The sequence below is a fragment of the Novosphingobium sp. CF614 genome (genome assembly GCF_900113255.1).
Taxonomy (GTDB): Bacteria; Pseudomonadota; Alphaproteobacteria; order Sphingomonadales; family Sphingomonadaceae; genus Novosphingobium.
On sequence record NZ_FOOR01000006.1, the window covers coordinates 35,961 to 58,571 of the forward strand.

At 67.0% G+C, this 22,611-nt stretch carries 24 protein-coding genes and 1 pseudogene; 6 read left to right on the plus strand and 19 right to left on the minus strand.

Annotated features, from left to right (window positions below):
* Positions 1-166 precede the first annotated feature (166 nt).
* From BM052_RS08805 to BM052_RS08845, 10 genes and pseudogenes are all read right to left on the minus strand, one after another.
* Positions 167-625 carry an SRPBCC family protein gene (locus tag BM052_RS08805; RefSeq protein WP_091145682.1) on the minus strand — a complete coding sequence of 153 codons (459 nt, stop codon included), beginning with the start codon at positions 623-625 and terminating at the stop codon, positions 167-169.
* Positions 626-654: 29 nt separating this feature from the next.
* Positions 655-1,308: a glutathione S-transferase family protein gene (locus BM052_RS08810; protein WP_091145684.1), complete on the minus strand. Its 654-nt coding sequence runs from the start codon at positions 1,306-1,308 to the stop codon at positions 655-657.
* Complete coding sequence (locus tag BM052_RS08815; RefSeq protein WP_091145686.1) at positions 1,305-1,703, minus strand: VOC family protein; 399 nt, start codon at positions 1,701-1,703, stop codon at positions 1,305-1,307. The genes BM052_RS08810 and BM052_RS08815 overlap by 4 nt, the downstream gene beginning before the upstream one ends.
* Before the next feature lie 3 nt (positions 1,704-1,706).
* A complete protein-coding gene (locus BM052_RS08820; RefSeq protein WP_091145688.1) occupies positions 1,707-2,204 on the minus strand; it encodes a VOC family protein in 498 nt (165 codons plus the stop codon).
* A complete protein-coding gene (locus BM052_RS08825; protein WP_091145691.1) occupies positions 2,201-2,827 on the minus strand; it encodes a glutathione S-transferase family protein in 627 nt (208 codons plus the stop codon). The genes BM052_RS08820 and BM052_RS08825 overlap by 4 nt, the downstream gene beginning before the upstream one ends.
* A gap of 4 nt (positions 2,828-2,831) precedes the next feature.
* Entirely contained in the window at positions 2,832-3,629 is a 798-nt protein-coding gene (locus tag BM052_RS08830) for a VOC family protein (protein WP_091146050.1), read from the minus strand.
* A gap of 2 nt (positions 3,630-3,631) precedes the next feature.
* Positions 3,632-4,021 carry a DUF1428 domain-containing protein gene (locus tag BM052_RS20245; protein WP_255406054.1) on the minus strand — a complete coding sequence of 130 codons (390 nt, stop codon included), beginning with the start codon at positions 4,019-4,021 and terminating at the stop codon, positions 3,632-3,634.
* Positions 4,013-4,375: pseudogene (locus BM052_RS20250) on the minus strand (DUF1428 domain-containing protein); the annotation flags it as partial. The pseudogene BM052_RS20250 and the gene BM052_RS20245, both read right to left, overlap by 9 nt.
* Before the next feature lie 49 nt (positions 4,376-4,424).
* Positions 4,425-5,090 carry a glutathione S-transferase family protein gene (locus tag BM052_RS08840; protein ID WP_091145693.1) on the minus strand — a complete coding sequence of 222 codons (666 nt, stop codon included), beginning with the start codon at positions 5,088-5,090 and terminating at the stop codon, positions 4,425-4,427.
* 51 nt (positions 5,091-5,141) lie between these two features.
* Entirely contained in the window at positions 5,142-5,570 is a 429-nt protein-coding gene (locus tag BM052_RS08845) for a VOC family protein (protein WP_091146054.1), read from the minus strand.
* A 68-nt stretch (positions 5,571-5,638) separates the two neighbouring features.
* On the opposite strand from BM052_RS08845, the gene BM052_RS08850 reads away from it, so the two are divergent.
* Positions 5,639-6,337, plus strand: coding sequence for a winged helix-turn-helix transcriptional regulator (locus BM052_RS08850; RefSeq protein ID WP_091145696.1), 699 nt, complete (start codon positions 5,639-5,641; stop codon positions 6,335-6,337).
* A gap of 149 nt (positions 6,338-6,486) precedes the next feature.
* Entirely contained in the window at positions 6,487-7,479 is a 993-nt protein-coding gene (gene cobS / locus BM052_RS08855) for a cobaltochelatase subunit CobS (RefSeq protein ID WP_091145697.1), read from the plus strand.
* Between the two features lie 54 nt (positions 7,480-7,533).
* Here cobS and truA read toward each other — a convergent pair whose 3' ends face one another.
* Both truA and fmt read right to left on the minus strand, forming a co-directional pair.
* The gene (gene truA, locus BM052_RS08860; RefSeq protein WP_091146057.1) at positions 7,534-8,280 is read right to left on the minus strand and encodes a tRNA pseudouridine(38-40) synthase TruA; all 747 of its coding nucleotides are present in this window, start codon (positions 8,278-8,280) and stop codon (positions 7,534-7,536) included.
* Positions 8,277-9,185, minus strand: coding sequence for a methionyl-tRNA formyltransferase (gene fmt, locus BM052_RS08865; RefSeq protein ID WP_091145699.1), 909 nt, complete (start codon positions 9,183-9,185; stop codon positions 8,277-8,279). The genes truA and fmt overlap by 4 nt, the downstream gene beginning before the upstream one ends.
* Positions 9,186-9,244: 59 nt before the next feature.
* Between fmt and recR the strand changes: the two genes are divergently transcribed.
* Positions 9,245-9,841, plus strand: coding sequence for a recombination mediator RecR (gene recR / locus BM052_RS08870; protein ID WP_091145701.1), 597 nt, complete (start codon positions 9,245-9,247; stop codon positions 9,839-9,841).
* 64 nt (positions 9,842-9,905) lie between these two features.
* Here recR and BM052_RS08875 read toward each other — a convergent pair whose 3' ends face one another.
* The 4 genes from BM052_RS08875 to lepB form a co-directional block, all read right to left on the minus strand.
* The gene (locus tag BM052_RS08875; RefSeq protein ID WP_255406043.1) at positions 9,906-11,009 is read right to left on the minus strand and encodes an SGNH/GDSL hydrolase family protein; all 1,104 of its coding nucleotides are present in this window, start codon (positions 11,007-11,009) and stop codon (positions 9,906-9,908) included.
* Positions 11,006-11,899, minus strand: a complete 894-nt coding sequence (gene era / locus BM052_RS08880) for a GTPase Era (protein ID WP_091145704.1) — start codon at positions 11,897-11,899, stop codon at positions 11,006-11,008. Before era ends, BM052_RS08875 begins: the two co-directional genes overlap by 4 nt.
* 128 nt (positions 11,900-12,027) lie before the next feature.
* Positions 12,028-12,696, minus strand: a complete 669-nt coding sequence (rnc, locus tag BM052_RS08885) for a ribonuclease III (protein WP_091145706.1) — start codon at positions 12,694-12,696, stop codon at positions 12,028-12,030.
* 22 nt (positions 12,697-12,718) lie between these two features.
* Positions 12,719-13,579: a signal peptidase I gene (lepB, locus tag BM052_RS08890; protein ID WP_091146062.1), complete on the minus strand. Its 861-nt coding sequence runs from the start codon at positions 13,577-13,579 to the stop codon at positions 12,719-12,721.
* Between the two features lie 149 nt (positions 13,580-13,728).
* Between lepB and pgi the strand changes: the two genes are divergently transcribed.
* Positions 13,729-15,249 carry a glucose-6-phosphate isomerase gene (pgi, locus tag BM052_RS08895; protein ID WP_091146064.1) on the plus strand — a complete coding sequence of 507 codons (1,521 nt, stop codon included), beginning with the start codon at positions 13,729-13,731 and terminating at the stop codon, positions 15,247-15,249.
* A 153-nt stretch (positions 15,250-15,402) separates the two neighbouring features.
* A complete protein-coding gene (locus BM052_RS08900) occupies positions 15,403-17,628 on the plus strand; it encodes a S8 family peptidase (RefSeq protein WP_255406044.1) in 2,226 nt (741 codons plus the stop codon).
* A 31-nt stretch (positions 17,629-17,659) separates the two neighbouring features.
* On the opposite strand, the gene moaB is transcribed toward BM052_RS08900, so the two are convergent.
* The 3 genes from moaB to BM052_RS08915 all read right to left on the minus strand — a co-directional run bounded on the left by moaB (position 17,660) and on the right by BM052_RS08915 (position 20,816).
* Positions 17,660-18,187: a molybdenum cofactor biosynthesis protein B gene (gene moaB, locus BM052_RS08905; RefSeq protein WP_091145710.1), complete on the minus strand. Its 528-nt coding sequence runs from the start codon at positions 18,185-18,187 to the stop codon at positions 17,660-17,662.
* Positions 18,177-19,904 (minus strand): lytic transglycosylase domain-containing protein, encoded by a 1,728-nt coding sequence (locus BM052_RS08910; protein ID WP_255406056.1) that lies wholly within the window; start codon positions 19,902-19,904, stop codon positions 18,177-18,179. Before BM052_RS08910 ends, moaB begins: the two co-directional genes overlap by 11 nt.
* Positions 19,905-20,048: 144 nt before the next feature.
* Positions 20,049-20,816, minus strand: coding sequence for a uracil-DNA glycosylase family protein (locus BM052_RS08915; RefSeq protein ID WP_177198407.1), 768 nt, complete (start codon positions 20,814-20,816; stop codon positions 20,049-20,051).
* A gap of 124 nt (positions 20,817-20,940) precedes the next feature.
* On the opposite strand from BM052_RS08915, the gene BM052_RS08920 reads away from it, so the two are divergent.
* Positions 20,941-22,590, plus strand: a complete 1,650-nt coding sequence (locus BM052_RS08920) for an electron transfer flavoprotein-ubiquinone oxidoreductase (protein ID WP_091145714.1) — start codon at positions 20,941-20,943, stop codon at positions 22,588-22,590.
* Positions 22,591-22,611 lie beyond the last annotated feature (21 nt).

Consider the following 22,611-nt stretch of genomic DNA (forward strand, 5'->3'; position numbering starts at 1 on the left):
GGAACTTCATAACCGCCGCATTTTTATCATATTACCAAGTCTCTTTGAGTGAGACTCATCTCCCCCGTCATTGCCGCGCCGCCTTCGGCTGCTTGCAATGACGAAGGAAGAAGGATGAGGCGCGCTTCAAGAACCCGGTGGAAGGCCGAGGGGGCAAGCCCTGCGCTCACACCGTCTCATTTTCGCAGATCTCGGCGAGCTGGGCGACGCAGGCGCTCCAGCCTTCGACGAAGCCCATCTCCTCGTGCTGCTTCATGGTCTCCGCGTTCCAGTGCCGGGCCCGGGCGGTGTAGCGGGTGCCGCTGCCTTCGGGCTCGATCTCCCAGATGCCGATCATGAACGGGCCGCTCGGCTGGAAGTCCGCGTCGATGGCATCGGTGGTGACGAAGCGGCGGCCCTCTTCATAGGCCAGGTAGATGCCGTTCTGCGGTTCGGTTTCGCCGTCGGGACCGTGGAAGGTCATGTTGCAGACGCCGCCGGCGCGGCGGTCCTGCTTGTCGATTTCGGCGCGCCAGGGGCGGGGGCACCACCATTCCTCCTGCCGGTCGGTCATGACCTCCCAGACTTTCTCCGGCGGCGCGGCAATCAGGCGGGTGATGGAAAGCTCGTGATTCGTGTCGGACATGCTGATCTCTCCTCCTTCGGGGGACGGTTTCAGTCGCGGTCGGGCGCGCCGAGTGGAAAGAAGACGCGATAGGGACGGGCATCCTCGACGCACCGGGCGACCGCCGGCAGGCGCAGGAGATGCGCGCGCCAGGCTTTCAGGCGGGGGAAATCGCCGGCGATCGGATGGACCCAGTCGGCATAGAACAAGGCGGGCGCCGCCGCGCATTCGACTAGCGTCACCTGGTCGGTGGACGGATAAGACAGCAGCCAGTCTTCCAGCCAGGGATAGGCGCGATCGAGCCTGCCGCGGGCTTGCGTGACGCGGGCCATGTCCGGGTTCTCCCGGTCGCGCAAGTATTCGCCGACGACGTCCTGCATCGGCCCCATCACGTAGTTGTCGAAAACCCGGTCGAGCATGCGGACGCGGATCGCCGCGTCGGGATCGTCGGGGATCAGCGTTCCGCCTGGCGCGTGGTGGTGCGCCACATGGTCGATGATCGCGGTGGCTTCGAACACCAGCCTTTCGCCGTCCTCCAGCACCGGGAACTTGCCGAGCGGCCCCGCCGACTGGACGAGCGCGACATGCTCGGGATGGTCGGCATCGACCACGCGGAACGCGAAATCCAGTTCGCTCGCATAAAGCGCGATCAGCGCTTTCCAGGTATAGGATGAGAAGGAATGGCCGTAGAGCGCGAGAGTCACGGCAGCTTGCCTTCCCTGGCGCCGCCGTAGGGAACGGTCAGCGCTTCGAGGAAATGACCGTCGGGCGCCTCGAAGTAGACGCCTCTGCCGCCGTCGTTGTGGTTGATCTGGTTCGGGCGGGCGCGGGCCGGGTCGGCCCAATGGTCGATACCCTGGTCCCGGATGCGGCCGAGCACGCCGTCGAACTCCGCTTCGCTCACCCGCATCGCGTAGTGCTGCGGCGCGATGGGACCGTCCTTGTCCGCGAAATCCAGCGAGACGCCGTTGGCCAGCTTGACCACGCGGAAGTGGAACAGGTCTTCCGGCTCGGGAAGGCCATATATCCGCGCGAAGAAGTCCGCCGCGACGTAGCGGTCCGAGCACCAGATGATCGTGTGGTCAAGTTCCACGCTCATGGGTCACTCCCCGGCAATGGCCGCCTCGATCGCGGCTACGTCTATCTTCCGCATCGTCATCATCGCCTGCATGGCGCGGCGGGCGGCGTCCCGGTCCGGGTTGGACATCGCATCGGTGAGCACGCGCGGGGTGATCTGCCAGGAAAGACCCCACTTGTCCTTGCACCAGCCGCACATGCTCTCGGCGCCGCCATTGCCGACGATGGCGTTCCAGTAGCGATCGGTCTCCTCCTGGCTGTCGGTCGCGATGATGAACGAGAAAGCCTCGGTCTGCGGAAAGGTCGGTCCGCCGTTGAGTCCGACGCAGTCGATCCCCATGACGGTGAATTCCACCACCAGCACCGCTCCTTCCTTGCTGCTGGGATTGTCGATCGGCGCGCGCTGGATGCCGGTCACGCGCGTGTCGGGGAAAGTCGCCGCGTAGAATTCCGCGGCTTCCTGCGCCGTGCCGTCATACCACAGGCAGATGCGCGCCTTCCCGGCGCTTGCTGGCTTGCTCATTTTCTCATCTCCGCGATCAGGGCGTTGTCGATCGCCTTGGCGGCCTTGTAGGCGGCGCGCGCCTGGCAGCGTTCGGCATAGGCGGCGAACGAGGGCAGGGGCGGCAGGATGCCGAAGTTCAGCCCCCAGTCGACCGTGCTGCCGACATAGACGTCGGCCATGGTGAACCGTTCGCCGCAGATCCAGGTCGTGCCGGAAAGGTGGCCGTCGAGCGTTTTCATCGTGCGCTCGAAGCTGCCCCAGCCGGCCATGCCTTCCTGCTCCGGCATCGGTTCGAACTTCAGGTTGCGCGCGGTGATCGCCTGCTCCACCGGGCCCGCCGCGAAGAACGTCCAGCGATAGTAGTCCGCCATTTCGGCGTCGTTGGGCAGCAGTCCCGCCTCGGGGTGCATCTCTGCGAGGTAGAGGCAGATCGCCGCCGCTTCGGTGACCACGCGGTCTCCATCCGCGACATGGTGCACCAGCGCGGGCACCTTGCCCATGGGATTGGCGGCGAGGAACGCGGCGGACTTGTCCTTCCAGTCGACAAGGGCCTGCTCGTAGTCGCCGCCCGCCTCGTGAAGCGCCCAGCGGGCGATCTGCCCGCGCGACATCGGATTGGTATAGAAGGTATAGTCGGCCACCGGCTCATCCCTTCCTGGGGCCGACAAGGCCGAACATCGCGCCCTGGGGGTCCATTCCGTTCAGCGCGAATTCGCCGCCGGGGATTTCCATCGGGCCGTGGAGCACTTTGCCGCCGCCGGCATCGACGGCGGCCGCAGCCCGGTCGATGTCGTCGACGCCGATGTAGTAGGACCAGGCGCTCATGGGCATTTCCGGCATCTTGGGCATCACCGCGCCGATGCCCAGATCGCCGTGCTGGATGAAGCGGTACTTGCCCATCGGCCCCATGTCCATCTCGCCTTCCTGCGACCAGCCGAAGTGCTTCTTGTAGAAAGCGATCCCGGCGTCCGGATCGGAAGTGGACAGTTCGTTCCAGCGCACGTGCTGCGCCTCCATGGGCGAAAAGGCATCGCTGGCGGCGCCTTCCATGCCGGGGCGCGGCACCGGCGTCATCACGTAGAACGGCGCTCCCTGCGGATCGGTGACGAGGGCGAAACTGCCCACCTCGATCGTCATCTTCGGCATCAACACCTTGCCGCCGTCGGCGACGATCGCCGCCACCGCCGCGTCGATATCGGCGACGAAGATATAGCCGAGCCAGCAAGGCCGCGCGCCACCCGCGCACATCTCGTCGGTCAGCACGAGCATGCCGCCGCCGCTGCCGCCGTCACCGCGCACGATGTGGCGATAGTCGATGCCGCCCGCCTGCGGCCCCTCGCCGGTGAACGTCCAGCCCACCACGCTGCCGTAGAACGCCGCCGCCGCATCGGGATCGGTGGTCATCAGTTCGTACCAGATGAAGCTTCCGGTCGGATTGGTCATGGTCATTCTCCCCTGTTCTGGCGGTTCAGTTCGACGATCGACTGAAAACCGCCGTAGATCATGCGCTTGGCGTCGAACGGGATGTCGTCCGGCGGCGTCATTTCCGCGTGCATCCGTTCCATCGCCGCGTCGCATACCGCGCGCGAGGGCCATTCGATGAAGGAGAAGGCGACCTTTTCGCCGGGCTCGATCTTCACCGTGCGGAAGAAGTCGGTCTGCTTGCCCTCGGGCACGTCGTCCTGCCAGGCCTCGACCTGGCGCAGGGCGCCGTAGTCGCGGAACATGGCCCAGGCGTCCTCGGACATCTTGCGATAGGCTTCCATCTTGTCGCCGTACGCGGGCACGACGAAGCCCTGGACATAGGCCCCCGGCGTCGGCGTGCCCAGGTCCACGATCGACTCGAAGCCGCCGAAGATCATCCGCTTGCCGTCGAAAGGCGGGGGGTTCTTCTCGGGATCGAAGCGCTCGTCTTCCCGGGCGATCTCGTCCATCCGGCCCATCACCGCCTGGCGCTCGGCCTTGCCGGGCCATTCGATCCAGCTGAACACCACGCTTTCGCCTTCCCCGGCATCGACCGCGCCGAAGAAATCGGTGGTGGTTCCCCTGGGAACATCCTCCTGCCAGCATTCGAGAATGCGCGTGGCGCCGTATTCCATGAAGACCGCGTCGGTGCGTTCGGCATGCGCGACGAACTCGTCCTTGTTGGCCGTCGGGACTGCGATCACGAAACCGTCGATGTATGACATCATCTCTCTCCTGTGGTGAGGAAGCCTGGCGTGCGGGAGCGGGGGCAGGTCAACCCGCCGGTTCGCGGAATCCGGCGAGCTGGTCGGCAAGGGCGCGCTGGAAGGCCGGCCGCGCCTCTCCCCGGGCCTTGAAGGCGGCGAGGGCAGGGTACTCGGCGAGCATGTCGGTATGGTCGACATTGCGCAGCACGGTGGTCATCATGATGTCCGCGATGGAGAACGGGCCGGCGAACCAGTCCCGCTCCCCCAGCGCGCGCTCGGTGCTCCGGAGCCGCGCCCGCGCCATTTCGACGATGGCTGGCCGCGCTTGCTTGGCCCAGGGCTCGCGGGCCAGGAAGACGTCGAGGCTGACGATCTGCATCAGCATCGGCTCCACGCTGTTGAGCGCGGCGATCAGCCAGCTCGTCGCCGCCCAGCGCGCGGCGGGGTCGCGGGGCAGCAGGCGTTCGTCCTGCTCGCCCAGGTAGAGCAGGATCGCCCCGCTCTCGAACAGGCGCAAATCGCCGTCGGCGAAAGCCGGGACCTGGCCATAGGGTTGCCAGTCGCGATAGGCGTCCGGCTTCGGCTTCATGGCGTCGAAAAACTGCGGGCAGTAATCCCGCCCGATTTCCTCCAATGCCCAGCGCACCCGCATGTCGCGCACCCGGCCGCGTGCGAAGGCCGGAACGTTGTCGAACGCGGTGACCAGCGTGGTCGCGGTTTGGTCGATCGGCATTTCACTCTCCCCTTGCGCGGGTTTCAATATGCAGGTTTCGATATGCGTGGTTCAGGCGGCCTGCTCCGCCGGCATCTCGCCGGCGGCGGCGGCCGGGTCCATCCACATCAGTTCCCAGACGTGCCCGTCGGGATCGACGAGGGCGCGGCTCATCATGAAGCCGTGATCCTGCCCGTTGCCGACGTCGGCCGTGCCGCCGGCCGCGCCGCCTTTTGCATACAGGCCGTCCACTTCCTCGCGGCTTTCGCACGAAAGGCACAGCATCACCTCGCTCGAACCCGGTTCCGGGATCGGCCGGCTGGTGAACTGGGCCCACTTGTCGTGCGTGAGGATCATCACGAAGATCGCCTCGGACCAGACCATGCAGGCGCCGGTGTCGTCGCTGAAGCGCGGATTGTTCACGAAGCCGAGCGCTTCGTAGAACGCCCGGGCGCGGGCGAGGTCGGCAACGGGCAGGTTCACGAAAATCATGCGGGTCATCATGCTTCTCCCTTTCGACTGCGAATCGGTATTGCCTTACGGTGCCATTTAAGTTACGAAATGCAACTATGAAGTTTCAAAAAGAAACCAATATCGGGTCGGCCGTGCATGGCAAGTGGTACGGCGATGCTTGCGGAGCCGCTTTTGCCATGGAACTGATCGGCGAGCGCTGGACGCTGCTGGTGATTCGCGAGCTTATGCTGGGCGGGCGACGTTTCAGCGACATTCGCGCCAGCCTGCCCGGCCTCAGCGCCAAGACGCTGACCGAGCGGCTGGAGACGCTGCAAGGGCTGGGAATCGTCGAGCGGGCGTTCCTGCCGCCGCCGGTTGCCGCGCAAGTCTACCAGCTTACCGAATGGGGCCGGGCGCTGGAGCCGGTGTTGCAGGAGCTGGGCCGCTGGGCGGTACGCTCGCCGCTCCACGATCCGGGCCTGCCGCTGACGCCGGTTTCGCTGATGCTGTCCATGCGCACCATGCTTGATCCCGACCGGATCGGCGAACTGGAGCTGTGGATCGCCTTCGACGTCGGGGAAGAACACTTCGCCGGGCGTTTGCGCGGCAGGGAACTGGCCATCCATCCCGCCGGCAATGGCGTGGCATCGCCAGACTTGCGCTTCAGCGCGCCCAGCGCTTCCGATTTCCTGCCGGTGTTCTACGGCAAGCGGAGCCCCGAGGAAGCCGGCGGCCGCCTGGCGGTCGAGGGCGATCCGGAACTGGTGCGGCGCTTCCTGGACCTTTTCGCGCTGCCCCCCAAGTGCGGGGCCTGAGCGGAAGCGTATTTTAAGTCCCGCAGGCGGCGCGGCAATCCCGGGCAGTTGGCCGCTGCGGATTTTCGGCGCGATGCCCGGGAACAAGCCAAGACTTCAAGCAAAGCTTATTGCGGTGCAACGCAGGCTCCTTTAGGCGGGATACCGCAATGACTGACTCTGCGAACACCATGACCGAAAACCGTGACGCCACCGTGCTGGCTGCCCCCGATATCGAAATCGACGTCCGTGAGACGTTCGGCATCGATATCGACATGAAAGTGCCCGCCTTCTCGATCGCCGACGAGCGCGTGCCCGATCTGGACGAGGCCTACGTCTTCGATCCCGATACGACGCTGGCGATCCTGGCCGGCTTCGCCTTCAACCGTCGCGTCATGGTGCAGGGCTACCACGGCACCGGCAAGTCAACGCATATCGAGCAAGTGGCGGCCCGCCTCAAATGGCCGTGCATCCGCATCAACCTGGACGCGCACATCAGCCGCATCGACCTGATCGGTCGCGACGCGATCGTGCTGCGCGGCGGCATGCAGGTCACCGAATTCCGCGAAGGCCTGCTGCCCTGGGCGCTGCAACACCCGGTGGCGCTGGTCTTCGACGAGTATGACGCCGGCCGGCCGGACGTGATGTTCGTGATCCAGCGCGTGCTCGAAACCGAAGGCAAGCTGACCCTGCTGGACCAGAACCGGGTGATCCGGCCCGACAAGCATTTCCGCCTGTTCGCCACCGCCAACACGGTGGGCCTGGGCGATACCTCGGGCCTGTACCACGGCACGCAGCAGATCAACCAGGGCCAGATGGACCGCTGGAACCTGGTGGTGGGCCTCAATTACCTGCCGGCGGAGACCGAGACGGCGATCGTCGCCGCCAAGGTTCCGCAGATCGATGCCGGCGTTATCGCGCAGATGGTCAAAGTGGCCGATTTCACGCGCCAGGGCTTCATGAACGGCGATATCTCGACCGTCATGAGCCCGCGCACGGTGATTACCTGGGCCCAGAACGCCGTGATCTTCAAGGACGTCGGCTTCGCCTTCCGCCTCTCGTTCCTCAACAAGTGCGATGAGACCGAGCGGATGCTGGTGGCCGAATACTACCAGCGCGTGTTCGGCACGGAACTGCCGGAAAGCGTGGTGGGCAAGGCGTGAGCCGAGGGCCCGTCGTCCCATCGAATGGCGACATCGAATGGCGACGGCGTGTAACTATTCCCCCGGATAGACGGCCCTGACGAAATAGAGCCCGTCCGGCGGCGCGTTGAGGCCAAGGGCCTGGCGGTCGCGCGCGGCGAGGGCTTCGGCGACCTGCTCCTCCCGCCAGCGTCCGATGCCCACCATCGCCAGGCAGCCGACCATCGAGCGGACCTGGTGGTGCAGGAAGCTGCGCGCCTCGGCCTCGATCAGCACCCAGCCGCCGTCGCGGCGCACGGCAAGCCAGTCGAGCGTCTTGACCGGGCTCCGGGCCTGGCAGTGCACCGAGCGGAAGGTCGTGAAGTCATGCTGTCCGACCAGGGCCTGGGCGGCGCGGTGCATGGCGGCCTCGTCCAGCGGCTTTGCCACCTGCCAGGCCTTGCCTCGCTCCAGCGTCAGCGGGGCGCGGCGGTTGGCGATGCGGTAGAGGTAGGCGCGCCCGGTGCACGAGAACCGCGCGTGCCAATCGTCCGCGACCTGCTCGCAGGCGAGCACCGCCACCGGGGCAGGGCGCAGCCGCGCGTTGAGCGCTTCCATCAGCCGGAAGGAGGTGAAGGGCTTGGCGATATCGACATGGACCCGCATGGCGAGCGCATGGACGCCGGCGTCGGTACGCCCGGCCGCGTGCATCGTCACGGTCTCGCCGGTCACTGCCAGCACCGCTTCCTCCAGCGCCTGCTGCACCGAGGGGCCATGGGCCTGGCGCTGCAGGCCCATGAACGGGCCGCCGTCGAATTCCAGGGTGAGGGCGAAGCGGGTCAAGCGAGCCTCGTCCCTGCCGCGACCGGCCATCCGCGCAGCAGATCGAGCGCCGCCATCGCCGGCCGCCCGGCGCGCTGGACAGTGACGAGGCGAACCGCATCCGATCCGCAGGCGATCGTCAGCGCATCGTCAAGCGCGACCCCCGGCTGGCCGGAGCCTTCGACGATCTCGACGGCCATGACCTTGCAGCGTTCGCCCCCCAGTTCGAAGAAGGCGCCAGGCGCGGGCATGAAGGCGCGCACTTGTCGCTCCACCTGCTCGGCTGGCTGGGTGAAATCGAGCCGGGCCTCGGCCTTGTCGATCTTCCGGGCATATGTCACGCCCTCCTGAGGTTGCGCGACCGGGCGATGGACCGCGAGGTCGCGCAAGGTCCCGACGAGCAATTGCGCACCCTTTTCGGCGAGTTCGGTGGTCAGTTCGCCGGCCGTCTTGCGATCGATCGCGGTGCGCAGGGTGGCCAGCATCGGGCCGGTGTCGAGCCCGGCCTCCATCCGCATGATGGTGACGCCGGTGGTCGGATCGCCCGCCAGGATCGCCCGCTGGATCGGCGCCGCCCCGCGCCAGCGCGGCAGGATCGAGGCGTGGATGTTGAGGCAGCCCAGGCGCGGCGCGTCGAGCACGGCCTGCGGCAGGATCAGCCCATATGCCGCGACCACGGCGATGTCTGCCCCCAGCGCCGCGAACGCGGCCTGCTCTTCGGCGCCTTTCAGCGAGACCGGATGGCGTACCGCGATTCCGCGCGTTTCGGCTTCGCGCTGGACCGGCGAGGGCGTCAGTTCCTTGCCGCGCCGCCCGCCGGGGCGCGGGGGCTGGGTGTAGGCGGCCGCGACCTCGTGCCCCGCCTCCACCAGCGCGACCAGCGCGGGCACCGCGAAATCGGGGGTTCCCATGAAGATGATGCGCATGTGTGGGGAACTTTCCGATGGTCTTCCTCTGGGAAAGCGCAGGCCCTATCTCTCGTTCCATGGCATCGCAAGAGATCGAAACGTTGACCGCCGCCCTGTCACGCCTGCCCGGCCTGGGTCCGCGCTCGGCGCGGCGCGCGGTGCTGTGGCTCATCAAGCGGCGCGAGACCGCGCTGGTGCAGCTGCTGGACGCGCTGGCCGCCGTGCGCGGGACGCTGGTCGAATGCGATACCTGCGGCAATGTCGATACCGCCAACCCTTGCGGCATATGCACCGATCCCCGCCGCGACGCGCGCGCGCTGTGCGTGGTGGAGGAAGTCGCCGACCTCTGGGCGCTCGACCGGGCGCGGCTGTTCACCGGACGCTACCACGTGCTCGGCGGCCGGCTTTCCGCGCTCGACGGGGTGCGGCCGGAGGACCTTGCGGTAGAAGGCCTGCTGCGGCGTGTCGGCGAGGGCGGCATCGACGAGGTGGTGCTGGCCATGAACGCCACGCTCGAAGGCCAGACCACCGCGCACTACATCGCCGAGCGGCTGGAGGCCTATCCGGTGCGCGTCACCCAGCTCGCCCACGGGCTGCCGGTCGGGGGCGAACTCGACTACCTCGACGAGGGCACGCTCGCCCAGGCGATCCGGGCGAGGCGGCCGGTAGGCTGATACCGGCCGCCTCGCAATTGACGAAAACAGGGGGAACAAGAGTTCCGATCAATGAGACTTGATCTCAGCCTTGGGGTGCCCCGGTGTCTTGCGGGGTGGGTGTTGTCGGGGCCTGGGATGGGGTCGGGATGGGGGTGGTCGGGCCGGTGGGTACGCGATCGGCCGGGGCGGGCGCGCCGGGGGCGGGCATCGTCGCGGCCGGCGGGGCCGGCGATGCGGCCGGTGCCATCTCCACCTTCACGCTCGGATTGACCGGCCTCACCCCCGACTGGATCAGCCAATAGGCGATGCCCTCGGCGGTGGCCTTCATGCCGGCCAGGTTGAGATGCCATTGCAGGCCCTGGCTGCCGTCATACCCTCGCGGCGATCCGATCACCCACGGTTCGGGATCGCAGGGGGTATGGTTGGCCGAAGACTGGTTCATCTCGACGATCAGGGCACCGTGCGCCTGCGCGACGCGGCCGGTCATTTCGGCAAGGCGCCGACCGATCTGGCGAATAATCGCCGCATCGGATGTGCTCAGCGGCGTCGCCGCGCACAGCAGTCCCGGCGCGGGCAGCGGGGTGAGGTACTGGACGAAGACCAGCCGCGCGTCCGGCGCGGCAGCGCGCACCCGGCGGGCGATCTCATGCAACTGCATCTCGTCGCGGGCATAGTCCGCCTCGGTCGGCACCCGCACGGTTCCGCAGGGCCTGGGCTTCGCCCCGGCGGCGGCGGGGGTCTTGCCGTTGAACAGGCAGGCGGCGGAAAACAGGTTGCCGATATAGGACAAGTCGTTGCCGCCGATGGTCACGGTCACCAGCTTGGTATCGGGCGTGACGCTGGCGATCTGCGGCGGGATATCGCCCCAGGGCCCCAGCACATGCTCGGTCGTCGCCCCCGAGCAGCTGCGATCGGTCAGCACCATGCCGAAGCGCTCGGCCAGCAGCGTCGGGTAGTTGTTCAGGCTCTGCCCGCAGCGCACCGGGGCGCCGGGCTTGGGCGGGGGCAGCATCGGCCCGGCCGCGAACGAGGAGCCCATGGCGACGTAGCGCGCGCCTTCAAGGCTTTCCCGCGCCACCGCGACCTGCGACTTTTCCGCGGCCCGGGCCTTCATGTACGGCGTGCTGCAGCCGCCCAGCAGCAGCGCGGCGGTGGTCATGGCGGAAACGACTATCTTCTTCGTCACTTCACCCAGTCCAATCCGATTTCCTCATAGATGTCGCGCGCCTCGGCCCAGTCCTCCTCGACCTTGACGTGCAGGAACAGGTGGACCTGCTGGCCCAGGACCTCGGCCAGTTGCTTGCGCGAAGCCTCGCCGATGGCGCGGATCCTCGCGCCGCGCTTGCCGAGCACGATCGCCTTCTGGCTGTCGCGCGCGACCACGATCTGCTGGCGGATCTCGACCGAGCCGTCGCGCCGCTGGGTATAGCTCTCCGGCCGCACCGCGGCATCGTAGGGCAGTTCGTCGTGAAGCTGCTGGTAGAGCTGTTCGCGGGTGATCTCGCAGGCGAGCAGGCGTTCGCTGGCGTCGGAGACCTGATCCTCGGGATAGTGCCAGGGCCCCTCGGGCATGAGCTGGGCAAGCCGCGCCTTGAGCTGCGGCACCCCGTCGCCAGTGCGCGCGGCGACGAAGAACACCTCTTCGAACTGGACCTTTCCGGTCAGTTCCTGCGCCAGCACGAGCAGCGGCTCCTTGGCGCTGGCGTCCACTTTGTTGAGCGCCAGCAGCTTGCGTTCCGGACGATCCTTCAGGATTTCGAGCAGCGGCTCCAGTTCGTGCCGCCGCAGCTTGACCGCATCGACCACCAGCAGGATCGCGTCGGCCTCCTGCGCGCCCTCCCAGGCGGCGGCGACCATGGCGCGATCGAGCCGCCGCTTAGGGGCGAAGATGCCCGGCGTATCGGCCAGGATGATCTGCGCCTCGCCCTCCAGCGCGATGCCCATCAGCCGCGCGCGCGTGGTCTGCGCCTTGGCCGAGGTGATCGCCACCTTCTGGCCGACCAGCGCATTGACCAGCGTCGACTTGCCCGCATTGGGCGCGCCGATCACGGCGACGAGACCGCATTGTTCGGTCATGAACGGTTATCCCCCGGAGTTCCCGCTGGCGGCAGGTGCTGCGACAAGCTCGGCACCAGCGGATAGCAGTGTTAATGCGATGCTGTCGACTTTCCCGACGTCCGTTTATTCCAGGCTTACCGGCGACATCATCCGAACTTCCTCATGAATTCCTCGGCCGCAAGGGTTTCCGCGTCCTGCTTGGAATGGGCGGTGGCCTGGGCGGAACCGACGTTGTGGACCTGGACCTCCACCGTGAAGCGCAAGGCATGGTCGGGGCCCGAGCGGTCGACCAGGCGATATTCGGGCATGCGGCGGCGGTTGCCGGCCGCCCATTCCTGCAGCGCCGACTTGGGATGCTTGCGCTTGCCGGTCTTGCCCGCGAGCGTATCGGCCCAGAGGCGGCGGACCATGTCGCGGGCGGCGGAAAAACCGTGTTCGATGAAGCAGGCCCCGATCAGCGCCTCGATCACGTCGCCAAGGATATTGTCCGAATCCTCGCCCCCGTCGTCGCGCGCCTGCTTGCCCAGGCGCATATGCGGCCCCAGGCCGATCTCGCGCGCGATCCTTGCGCAAGTCGTGCGGCTGACGAGCGCGTTGAGCCGCTGCGAGAGGCGGCCTTCCGCCTCATCGCTGTTCTGGAACAGCCATTCCGCCACGGCCAGGCCGAGCACCCGGTCGCCCAGGAATTCCAGCCTTTCGTAATTGCGCTTCTCGCCGGTGGACCCGTGGGTGAGGGCGGCGAGCCAGAGGGTTTCGTCCCCGGGCTCATGGCCGGCGTGCCGGGTCAGGAAGGCGCGGACTTCAGGGCCGAGCATGCGCGTTGAGGCCATCCGCCACTCAGATCGCGCTCCCGATGCGGCTCCAGCGCGCGGCGGTGAACCAGGTCCAGGGCTTGATCCATTCCGCAGAGCCATCGGTGGAGAACATCATCAACGCCGCCTTGCCGACCAGGTTGTCCTGCGGGACGATGCCGATGCCCGCGCCCTCGATCGCCGGGAAGCGGCTGTCCATCGAATTGTCGCGATTGTCGCCCATCAGGAACATGTTGCCTTCGGGAACGATGAACACGCCGGTATCGTCCTGCGGCGTCTGCCCAAGGTCGAGCACGTTGTAGCTCTTGCCGTTCGGCAGCGTTTCGCGGAACTGCGGATAGTTGCAGACCGGGCCGCCCTGCTTGTCGGTCCCCTCGAACTCGGGCGCGTAGCAATGGGTGTTGGGCGTGACCGGCAGCACGAAGTCGGCGGCGCGCTGCCTGGGCACCGGCTTGCCGTTGAGCCATACCTGTCCGCCCTTTATCTGCACTTCGTCTCCGGGCAGGCCGATCACGCGCTTGATGTAGTCCACATCGTTGCCCGGGGGCGCCTTGAAGATCACCACGTCGCCGCGCTCGGGCTGGCTCGCGAAGAAGCGGCCCGGAATCAAGGGGATGCTGAAGGGCAGCGAATACTTCGAATAGCCGTAGGACCACTTGGTCGCGAACAGGTAGTCGCCGTTGAGCAGCCGGGGCAGCATGGACTCGCTGGGAATGTTGAACGGCGAAATGATGAAGCTGCGCAGCACCACCACGCCCAGCACCAGCCACAGCAGGAAGGAAAAGAAGCTCTCGTCCTTTTTGGCGGGTGCGCTGGGCTTGCCAGCGACCTGTTCGGGTGCGGGCAGCGCTGAGTCGATTTCGGCGGCGCTTGGGTTTTCGCTCATGCCCGAACCCTTGTTGCGCGCGGGGCGTTCCGTCAAGTGCGATCCCGACCAGGGCATGAGCGCGATCGATATTTGAACAACTGGCGCTTGGTTTTCGCAATCGCAACAAGCATAAGGCGTGCCCGATGGGGCCACTGGAGGATCAAGATATGCGCAATGCGGTCTGGGAAAAGCTGGAGCGTCTCGAGAAGCCCACGCTGGCGCGGCTGTTCGCCGCCGATCCCGACCGTCTGGCCGCTTTCGCCACGCGTTTCGAGCTGGGCGAGGAAGAGAATTCCTCCGCGATCCGGTTCGACTGGTCGAAAACCCACCTCGATGCCGCGCATGTCGCCTTGTTCGAGGAACTGGCCGGGGCGATGGATTTTTCCGGCCGGCGGGCCGCGCTGTTCGCGGGCGAGATCGTCAACCCGACCGAGGGCCGCGCCGCCGCGCATACCGCCCAGCGCGGCATCGGCGAGGATGAAAGCGTCGCGCTCGCGGCGGAATACCATCATCGCATGGCCGCGATCGTCGAAGCGATCCACCGCGGGGCCATGGGCGACGTCAAGCACCTGATCCATGTCGGCATCGGCGGATCGGCGCTGGGCCCGGCGCTGGCGATCGACGCGCTGGCCCGGGACGGCGCGATGGTCGACGTCCACGTGGTCTCGAATATCGACGGCAGCGCTCTCGAACGGGCATTCGCGGCTTGCGACCCGGAGACGACGATGCTGGCGGTCGCCTCCAAGACCTTCACCACCATCGAGACCATGACCAATGCCGAGAGCGCGATCGAGTGGCTGCGCGAGAACGGCGTCGACGATCCCTATGGCCGCGTCGTCGCGCTGACCGCCTCGCCGGAAAAGGCGATGGAATGGGGCGTCGATGAAACGCGCATCCTGCCGTTTTCCGAAAGCGTGGGCGGGCGCTATTCGCTGTGGTCCTCGATCGGCTTTCCGGTCGCGATGGCGCTCGGCTGGCCGGATTTCGCCGAGTTCCTGGCCGGAGCGGCGGCGATGGACGTGCATTTTCGCGATACCGACGGCATGGCCAACCTGCCGCTGCGCGCCGCCTTCGCCGATCAGTACTATACGCGCCTGCGCGGCTGCCAGACCCGCGCCGTCTTCGCCTATGACGAGCGCCTGGCGCTGCTGCCGGACTATCTCCAGCAGCTGGAGATGGAATCGAACGGCAAGAGCGTGAAGCTCGATGGTTCGCCGGTCGACGGGCCGACCGCGCCGATCACCTGGGGCGGCGTGGGCACCGACGCGCAGCACGCGGTGTTCCAGCTGCTGCATCAGGGCACCAACCTGGTGCCGGTGGATTTCATCGCCGCGATCGTGCCGGGGCACGACCTCGACCCGGCGCACCACCGCATCCTGCTTTCCAACTGCTTCGCGCAAGGCGCGGCGCTGATGGCGGGCAAGGCGAGCGAGGATCCGGCGCGCGCCTATCCGGGCGATCGCCCCTCGGCGACGATCCTGCTCGACGAAGTCAGCCCCGCCACCTTCGGCGCGCTGATCGCCTTCCACGAGCACCGCACTTTCGCCAACGCCGTGCTGATGGGCATCAACCCCTTCGACCAGTTCGGCGTCGAACTGGGCAAGGAAATCGCCAAGCAGATCGAAAAGGGCGGGGCCAGCTTCGATCCTTCGACCGAGGCGCTGCTGGCACTGGCGGGGATAAGCTGACTTTCGGCATTGGCCGACTATTGTCGCGCCGGAAATAGTGACTTGGGAGGAACTGCGAGGCACAATCGCCGGGCGGTTTGAGGGATCGGGCCGGCGCGGCTTGGAACGGGGGTATTGGCCATGGCGGGGCCTTGGGGAATCACACGTGGTGCGATGATCGCGAGTGCGCTGGCAGTGGCGCTCGCGGGCTGTGGCGGTGGCGGAAGCGTGAATTCGACGCCGACGCCGAGTCCCACTCCTGCGCCTACACCCACTCCCACTCCCACGCCTTCCGCCGGATACGTCATCACGCCGCAGAACCAGCAGCCGAAGCGATCCGGGCAGGACGACACCGAATATCGCCGGAACTACGATTCGTTCGAATATGTCAACGCGCTCTATGCGCTCGACAACGGCTGGACCGGACAAGGCGTGAAGGTCGCCGTCCTCGATGACGGCGTCAAGGAAGTGACGGAGCTTCGCGGCAAGATTTCCAGTCTCAGTCGCGACTACGGAACGGTTACCCAGCACGGCGTCACCACCAAGCGCGACGTGATCGGCGATGACTATTCGGATCACGGCACAATGGTCGCGGGCGTGATCGCGGCGGCGAACAACGGGACCGGGGTGCAGGGCATCGCGCCCGACGTCGAAATCGTCGCCTTGCGGATCAGCGAGATCGACCTCGACACCACTGATCCGGAGGAGAAGGAAACCCTGGGCATCGGCCTGTCGCAGGCCGTCGCCTATGCCGGCAGCCTGGGTATCAAGGTCATCAATGCCTCGATCGCAAAGCTCGATGCCGAGGAGCCGAGCCCCGCGTGGACGCAGGCCGTCGCCGATTACCAGCGCACCGGCGGGCTTTTCGTCAACGCCGCCGGCAATGAAAGCGGCGCCAACGCGGTGGGTTACCTCGATCTCGATTCCACCAATTCGCGAAGCTGGCTCTTTGTCGTCGCGCTGGAGGACACGCAGACCAGTTACGAGCTCACCGACTATTCGAACCAATGCGGCGCGGCGGCGATGAACAACTGTGTCGCCGCGATGGGCACCAATGCCTCGCAGGACGTGGACGGCAGCCTGGTGCTGTTCAGCGGCACCAGTTCCGCCACCCCGCAAGTGAGCGGCCTTGCCGCGCTGATCCTGAGCAAGTGGCCGCAGCTTTCGGGAATCGAGGCCGGGCAGGTCATCGTCAATACGGCCCGCGATATCGGCGCCGCGGGCGTCGATCCGGTTTTCGGTCATGGTCTGATCGACGTGCAGGCGGCGCTTTCGCCGGTGAATCCGGTGCTGTCGAACGGCCTCACGCAGACTTCCGCCAGTGGCGCGGCCATGGTGATCCCGGCGGCGGTCGGAACCAGCGGATTCGCGACCAAGGCGCTGGGCGAGGTGACGGTGCTCGACGCCTACGGGCGCGACTTCAAGGGAGACCTTTCCAGCCTGGTGGCACGGCCCCGCAGCGATCGCGCCTGGCTGGACCGGCGCGTGCAGATGCAGGCCGGCGCGGGCACCGCCGCCTTCGCCACCCTGCGATTGCAGGCAAGCGCCGGGTTCACGCGCCTGCGCGCGGGGCCCGGCGCGGATCAAGTGCGCACCGTGCTCACCAACGGGCAAGTCGCGGTGCGAAGCGGCCGGGCGTGGTTCGCCGCCTCGTTCAACTCGGGCGATTCGGTCGCCGACGAGTTCATGGGCCTTGCTCCCAGTTCGGACGCGGTCTTTGCCTATTCGCCCGTCGCCGGCCTCGCGGTCGGTACACGCTATCCGCTGGCGGGCGGCATGCTCGCCGTCGACGCGGTCGGCGGGCGGGCCAGCAACGGCTGGAGCAATACCGGCTCCGCCAATGGCGCCGTGATCTCCTGGCGCAAGGCGGGAACCGGGTTGAAGGCCGGCCTGCTCGATGAGCGGGGCATTGTCTTCGGCACGCCAACGGGCGGCGGCGCGCTGCGCTTCGGCGACGGCGCGCGGACGCTGTTCCTCGAAGCCGCCCAGCAACTCACGCTCGGCGCGTGGCAGCTGGGCGGCTACGCCAGCCTGGGCGTCTCGCACCTCAAGCTCGCCGACGACATGCTGCTGACCGATGCCGGCGCGATGTGGACCAGCCGCTTCGGCTTCGCTGCGAGCCGGCCGCTGATGGGCGGCAGACTGAGCCTGGGCGTGGCGCAGCCGCTCACGGTGGTCTCCGGCCGGGGCATTTATACGGTGGGCTCCGGCTATGATCTTGCCAGTCGTTCGCTGGTGTTCAGCAATCGCGGCGTCGATTTCTCGGGCCGCATCGATCCGCTGTTGATGCTGGGTTACGCGCGGGGCGGCCGGCGATCCCAGTTGCGGCTGGCGCTGGCGGGTACGCCCGATGCACGCGATATGCGCGCGCTGGGAACCTGGCGGCTGGAGTTGCCGTGAAGCCTGGCGCCGTGATTGACGCGCCTCCTGGCTACCGCTCCCGCAATCGCGGCATCAGTTCGACGAAATTGCAGGGCCGGTTGCGGCTGTCGAGCTGTTCGGCCAGGATGCCGTCCCAGCCGTCCTTCACCGCGCCGTTGGAACCGGGCAGGGCGAAGATGTAGGTCCCGCGCGCGACCACGGCGATGGCGCGGCTCTGCACCGTCGAGGTGCCGATGGTCTTGTAGCTGAGCCAGCGGAACAGTTCGCCGAAGCCGGGGATTTCCTTTTCCTTCACCCGATCGAGCGCCTCGGGCGTGACGTCGCGGCCGGTGAGGCCGGTGCCGCCGGTGGAAACGACCGCGTCGACCTGGCGATCGTCTATCCAGTCGTTGAGCCGGCTGGCGATGCGGGCGGCATCGTCCTTCTCGATCGCGCGGTAGACCAGCTTGTGGCCGGCGTCCTTGATCCGCTGGGCGAGAATATCGCCGGACGTGTCTTCATCGGGGCCACGGGTGTCGGAAACGGTCAGCAGGGCGATGTTGATGGGCTTGAATTCACGTTCTGTATCAATGGCCACGCAATATCGCTCCGTTCGCTGCCATGCGCACCCCTTCCGATCCCGACAGGCCCGGAAATGTCGGCCACAGGCCCTGTACCAGTTCCATGCGGCTTTCCGATGGGCCGCCGGCCTGACGCTCGTACATCCAGTAATTGCGCATCACAATATTCACGTAGCCGCGCGTTTCCCAGTAGGGCAGCGATTCGATCCAGAGCAGCGGATCGCCCTGGTCCCTGATTTCGGTATTCCAGCGGGCGATCGGGGTGATGCCGGCATTGTAGGCGGCCATCACCTTGGGCAACAGGCCCTGGGTGCCGGGCGCGTCCTTCAGCATCCGCAGGTGCTGCTGGCCGAAAGCGAGGTTGACTTCGGGCTTGTTGAGATCGCTGGCCGAACCCGAAACGCCGATTTCGGCGGCGTGGTCCCTCGCGGCGGCCGGCATGATCTGCATCAGGCCGCGCGCGCCGGCCGGGCTGACCACGCCGGCCTGAAACACCGATTCCTGCAGGGCATGGGCATAGACCAGCGCCGGATCGACCTTCCAGCCGCCCACCGGAGTCCATTTCGGGGTGGGGAAGCGCGTCGCCGGCTCCGGCTTGCCGCCATAAGGCGCGTTGTAGGCCATCCACAGCTGCGTCGAAGGCAGGCCCAGGTCGCGCGCCAGGCGGGTGAGGGGCGCGTACTGCGAGGCATCGCCGATCCGCGCCTGGTGGCGCAGCACTTCGTCGGCCAGGCCGTCCTCGCCGATCTCGGCCAGTTCCACGGCGGTGCGGACATTGGCGTTGGTGCGCAGCTGCTGCCAGTCGGTCTGCGTGAAGTCCGCCTCGGCATGCTGTTCCGACAGCTTCATGCCGAGCTGTTCGGCGGCGAGCATGCCGTAGAGCGTCTCGTCGCGCCCGGCGGCCAGGCGCAGCGCATCGGCGGCTTTGTCCGGTCGGCGCTGGCGGATGAACGCGCGGCTGCGCCAGTACTGCGCGGCGCTGGTCAGTTCGGCGTTGTCGGAACTGCCGGCGGCCTTGCCGAAGGCGTCGGCGGCGCCGTCATAGTCGCCCAGGCGCCAGGCCGCGAGCCCGGCGGTCCACCACGCCTCGCCCACCCAGGGGCCGGTGCCGAGCGCGGCGAGCTGCGCCATCTCGTAGGCGGAGGCGTCCTGGTTCTCGATATAGAAGCTCCAGGCGATGCGCTCGCGCCATTCCGCCCGCGCCGCGCTGCCCAGCCCGCCATCGATGCCGTCAAGCAGGACGCGCGCGCCCACGGGATCGTCGTTCTTGATGCGATCGAGGATTCCGGCCGATATCGCACCGGGCATCGTGCCGTCGTCGATCGAGGCGGGCCGCACCCGCTTGGGCATGGTGGGTAGGCGGGCGAACGGCTGTTCGCTGGGCAGCGAGGGTATGCTGTCGGCCCCGCGCTTGAGGGCAAGGCGGCCGATCTGGTCGGCGCCGGGCAAGTCGGTGCCCTGGGAAAGCCATTCCTGCAACGCGGACAGCTCGATCTTCGGGGAGCCGGCGGCAAGGTAGTATTCGGCGCGGGCCTGCTGGTGCAGCGGGCCGTCGGGACGATCGGCCAGCATCTTCTGCACCGTCGTCCAGTCCTTGGAATCGATCGCGTCGAAGATCTGCCTGTAATAGGTGCGGTCGTCCTGGCTGAGCAGCGAGGGAACCGCGGTACGGTCTCCCCGCGTCCGGAAATAGTCGACCGCGGCGCTGTTGGCGAAGGCCGGCGTCGCCATCATCGCCGCGACGGCGAAGGCCCCCGAGATCAGGCCCGTCGCCAATTCGCGGCTGGCCAACCGTCCTACCCTGGCAATCGTTCTCAAGTCGTATCCCCGCATCATGCGATACTTTCGCCGGATTCCCGGCTGCGCGGCGGCCGCCGATCAGGCAGCGGTCCACTCCAGCCAGGCCTTCCACAGCACCGGTTTCGCGCGCGGCTGAGCGAGCAGCGCGGGCAGGCCCCAGGAAGCAAGCATGGGTATCGTCCGCCCTTCTTGGTTAAATTGCCGTAAAACGGCAGGGCGTTGCGGCGATTCGTGGCCGAGCAGCGGCAGGATGTTGCCGCCGAGCACAAGCAGGCGTTCCGGCGCCGCCAGAGCGACATGATGCGCGAGCACCCGGCCGATTCCGCGTTGCTCCAGCGCGCTCCAATCGGCGGCCGGGGTGTGGCGAGGCAGCGCGCTGGCAAGATAGACCGCATCGCGCCCCGTTCCGAAGGCGGCGAGCATGGCATCGAGCAGGCGGCCTTGCGGCCCGGTGAGCAGCGCGTCGCGATCGGCGGCTTCGGGTTCCTCGACAAGGATCATCAGCTTCGCGCCGGCCGGTCCGCACGGCGCGATCCGGCCGCCGGTGGCGCCGTCGTCGAGCATCGGCTCGCTCAACCACCATGGGGCGAATGCGGCCAGGTCGGCCGGAAACGAGCCTGGATCGAGGCCCGACGCGAAGATGCTCTCCGGCGCCGTCTGTGCAGCGCGCGCGGCCGGACGTTCCGCCGCGCCGCGCGGGCCCTGCCGGGGGTCGCGGGCCAGTTCAGGTGAGGTGAGCCATTCGCGCGGTTGGTCAAGGAAGTCGCAATCGACCCCGGCATCCCGCCACCAGTCGAGCGCGCCGGCAATATCGTCCAGAAATTCGGGATTTGGCCGATGATCCATTGCGTGGGTCTTGACCTGCCGCGTCCAAGCAATCAAGGCACTCCAGAAATTAATCGCGCGGCTAAGCCGCCGGGCCAGAAATTAATCGCGCGGCTAAGCCGCCGGGACAATGCGGGGAACTCCCATGATCGAACGCGAATCGATGCCCTATGACGTCGTTGTCGTCGGCGGCGGGCCGGCGGGCCTGGCCACCGCGATCCGGCTCAAGCAGATCGATTCCGAGCTGTCCGTCTGCGTGCTGGAAAAGGGTTCGGAAATCGGCGCGCACATTCTTTCCGGCGCGACGATCGATCCCAAGGCGCTCGACGAGTTGCTGCCGAGCTGGCGCGAGGACGGCTGTCCGCTGGCCGAGATCCCGGTGACCGACAACTGGCACTGGCACCTCACCAAGAAGGGCAAGTTCGCGCTGCCCCACGCGATCCAGCCGCCTTTCATGTCGAACCACGGCAACTACACCGGCTCGCTGGGCAACTTGTGCCGCTGGCTGGCCGAGCAGGCCGAGGCGCTGGAAGTGGAGATCTTCCCCGGTTTCCCGGCCGCCGAAGTGCTTTATGACGACAACGGCGCGGTGATCGGCGTCCAGACCGGCGACATGGGCGTGAACCGCGAGGGCGAACAAAAGCCGGACTTCCAGCCGGGCATGAACCTGCTGGGCAAGTACACGGTGTTCTGCGAAGGCGCGCGCGGCCACCTGACCAAGCGCCTGAAGGCGAAGTACGACCTCGAGGCCGACTGCGAGCCGCAGATCTACGGCATCGGCATCAAGGAACTGTGGGACATCGATCCCGGCAAGCACGTGCCCGGCCGGGTGATCCACACCCAGGGCTGGCCGATGAGTGAAAGCGATTCCTGGGGCGGCGGGTTCCTCTATCACCAGGCGAACAACCAGGTGGCGCTCGGCTTCGTCACCGCGCTCGATTACAAGAACCCCTACGTCTATCCTTTCGAGGAATTCCAGCGCTGGAAGCAGCACCCGGAAATCCGCGCGATCCTGGAAGGCGGCAAGCGCGTCGCCTATGGCGCGCGCGCGATCAACGAGGGCGGATGGCAGTCGGTGCCGCGGCTCGCCTTCCCGGGCGGCGTGCTGGCGGGCTGCTCGGCGGGCTTCGTCAACGTGCCGCGCATCAAGGGCACGCATACCGCGATGAAGAGCGGCATGCTCGCCGCCGAGGCGATCGCCGCCGCGGTCAAGGCGGGGCGTGAGCAGGACGCGCTGATGGAATACGATGCGGCGGTGCGCGAAAGCTGGATCGCCAAGGAACTGAAGCTGGTGCAGAACGCCGAGCCGATGGTTGCCAAGTGGGGCGGCGAGATGGGCACGATCCTGGCCGGCACCGACATGTGGCTGCGCACGCTGTTCGGCTTCGGCCTCGCTAGGCCGATGAAGCACCACACCGATGCTTCGTCGCTCCAGCGCGCCGATCTCTACAAGCCGATCGAATACCCCAAGCCCGATGGCGTCATCAGCTTCGATCGTCTGACCAGCGTGTCCTACTCGTTCACCAACCATGAGGAGGATCAGCCGGTCCACCTCAGGCTCAAGGACCCGGCGATCCCCACCGAGGTCAACTTGCCGATCTACGCGGGGCCGGAGGCGCGTTACTGCCCGGCCGGAGTCTACGAGTTCGTCGATCCGGACGGCAACGGCGCGCGCCTCCAGATCAACGCGCAGAACTGCGTCCACTGCAAGACCTGCGATATCAAGGACCCGACCCAGAACATCGAATGGGTGACGCCGGAAGGCGGCGGCGGGCCGAACTATCCGAATATGTAATCCTCCCCGAAACGGGGAGGG

Bases quoted from the DNA above. Each gene is read 5' to 3' on its own strand.
- BM052_RS08805 (WP_091145682.1), bottom strand. From the start codon at position 625: ATGTCCGACACGAATCACGAGCTTTCCATCACCCGCCTGATTGCCGCG.
- BM052_RS08815 (WP_091145686.1), bottom strand. From the start codon at position 1,703: ATGAGCGTGGAACTTGACCACACGATCATCTGGTGCTCGGACCGCTAC.
- BM052_RS08820 (WP_091145688.1), bottom strand. From the start codon at position 2,204: ATGAGCAAGCCAGCAAGCGCCGGGAAGGCGCGCATCTGCCTGTGGTAT.
- BM052_RS08830 (WP_091146050.1), bottom strand. From the start codon at position 3,629: ATGACCAATCCGACCGGAAGCTTCATCTGGTACGAACTGATGACCACC.
- BM052_RS08840 (WP_091145693.1), bottom strand. From the start codon at position 5,090: ATGCCGATCGACCAAACCGCGACCACGCTGGTCACCGCGTTCGACAAC.
- BM052_RS08845 (WP_091146054.1), bottom strand. From the start codon at position 5,570: ATGACCCGCATGATTTTCGTGAACCTGCCCGTTGCCGACCTCGCCCGC.
- BM052_RS08850 (WP_091145696.1), top strand. From the start codon at position 5,639: ATGAAGTTTCAAAAAGAAACCAATATCGGGTCGGCCGTGCATGGCAAG.
- cobS (WP_091145697.1), top strand. From the start codon at position 6,487: ATGACTGACTCTGCGAACACCATGACCGAAAACCGTGACGCCACCGTG.
- fmt (WP_091145699.1), bottom strand. From the start codon at position 9,185: ATGCGCATCATCTTCATGGGAACCCCCGATTTCGCGGTGCCCGCGCTG.
- recR (WP_091145701.1), top strand. From the start codon at position 9,245: ATGGCATCGCAAGAGATCGAAACGTTGACCGCCGCCCTGTCACGCCTG.
- era (WP_091145704.1), bottom strand. From the start codon at position 11,899: ATGACCGAACAATGCGGTCTCGTCGCCGTGATCGGCGCGCCCAATGCG.
- rnc (WP_091145706.1), bottom strand. From the start codon at position 12,696: ATGCTCGGCCCTGAAGTCCGCGCCTTCCTGACCCGGCACGCCGGCCAT.
- lepB (WP_091146062.1), bottom strand. From the start codon at position 13,579: ATGAGCGAAAACCCAAGCGCCGCCGAAATCGACTCAGCGCTGCCCGCA.
- pgi (WP_091146064.1), top strand. From the start codon at position 13,729: ATGCGCAATGCGGTCTGGGAAAAGCTGGAGCGTCTCGAGAAGCCCACG.
- BM052_RS08900 (WP_255406044.1), top strand. From the start codon at position 15,403: ATGATCGCGAGTGCGCTGGCAGTGGCGCTCGCGGGCTGTGGCGGTGGC.
- BM052_RS08910 (WP_255406056.1), bottom strand. From the start codon at position 19,904: ATGATGGCGACGCCGGCCTTCGCCAACAGCGCCGCGGTCGACTATTTC.
- BM052_RS08915 (WP_177198407.1), bottom strand. From the start codon at position 20,816: ATGGATCATCGGCCAAATCCCGAATTTCTGGACGATATTGCCGGCGCG.
- BM052_RS08920 (WP_091145714.1), top strand. From the start codon at position 20,941: ATGATCGAACGCGAATCGATGCCCTATGACGTCGTTGTCGTCGGCGGC.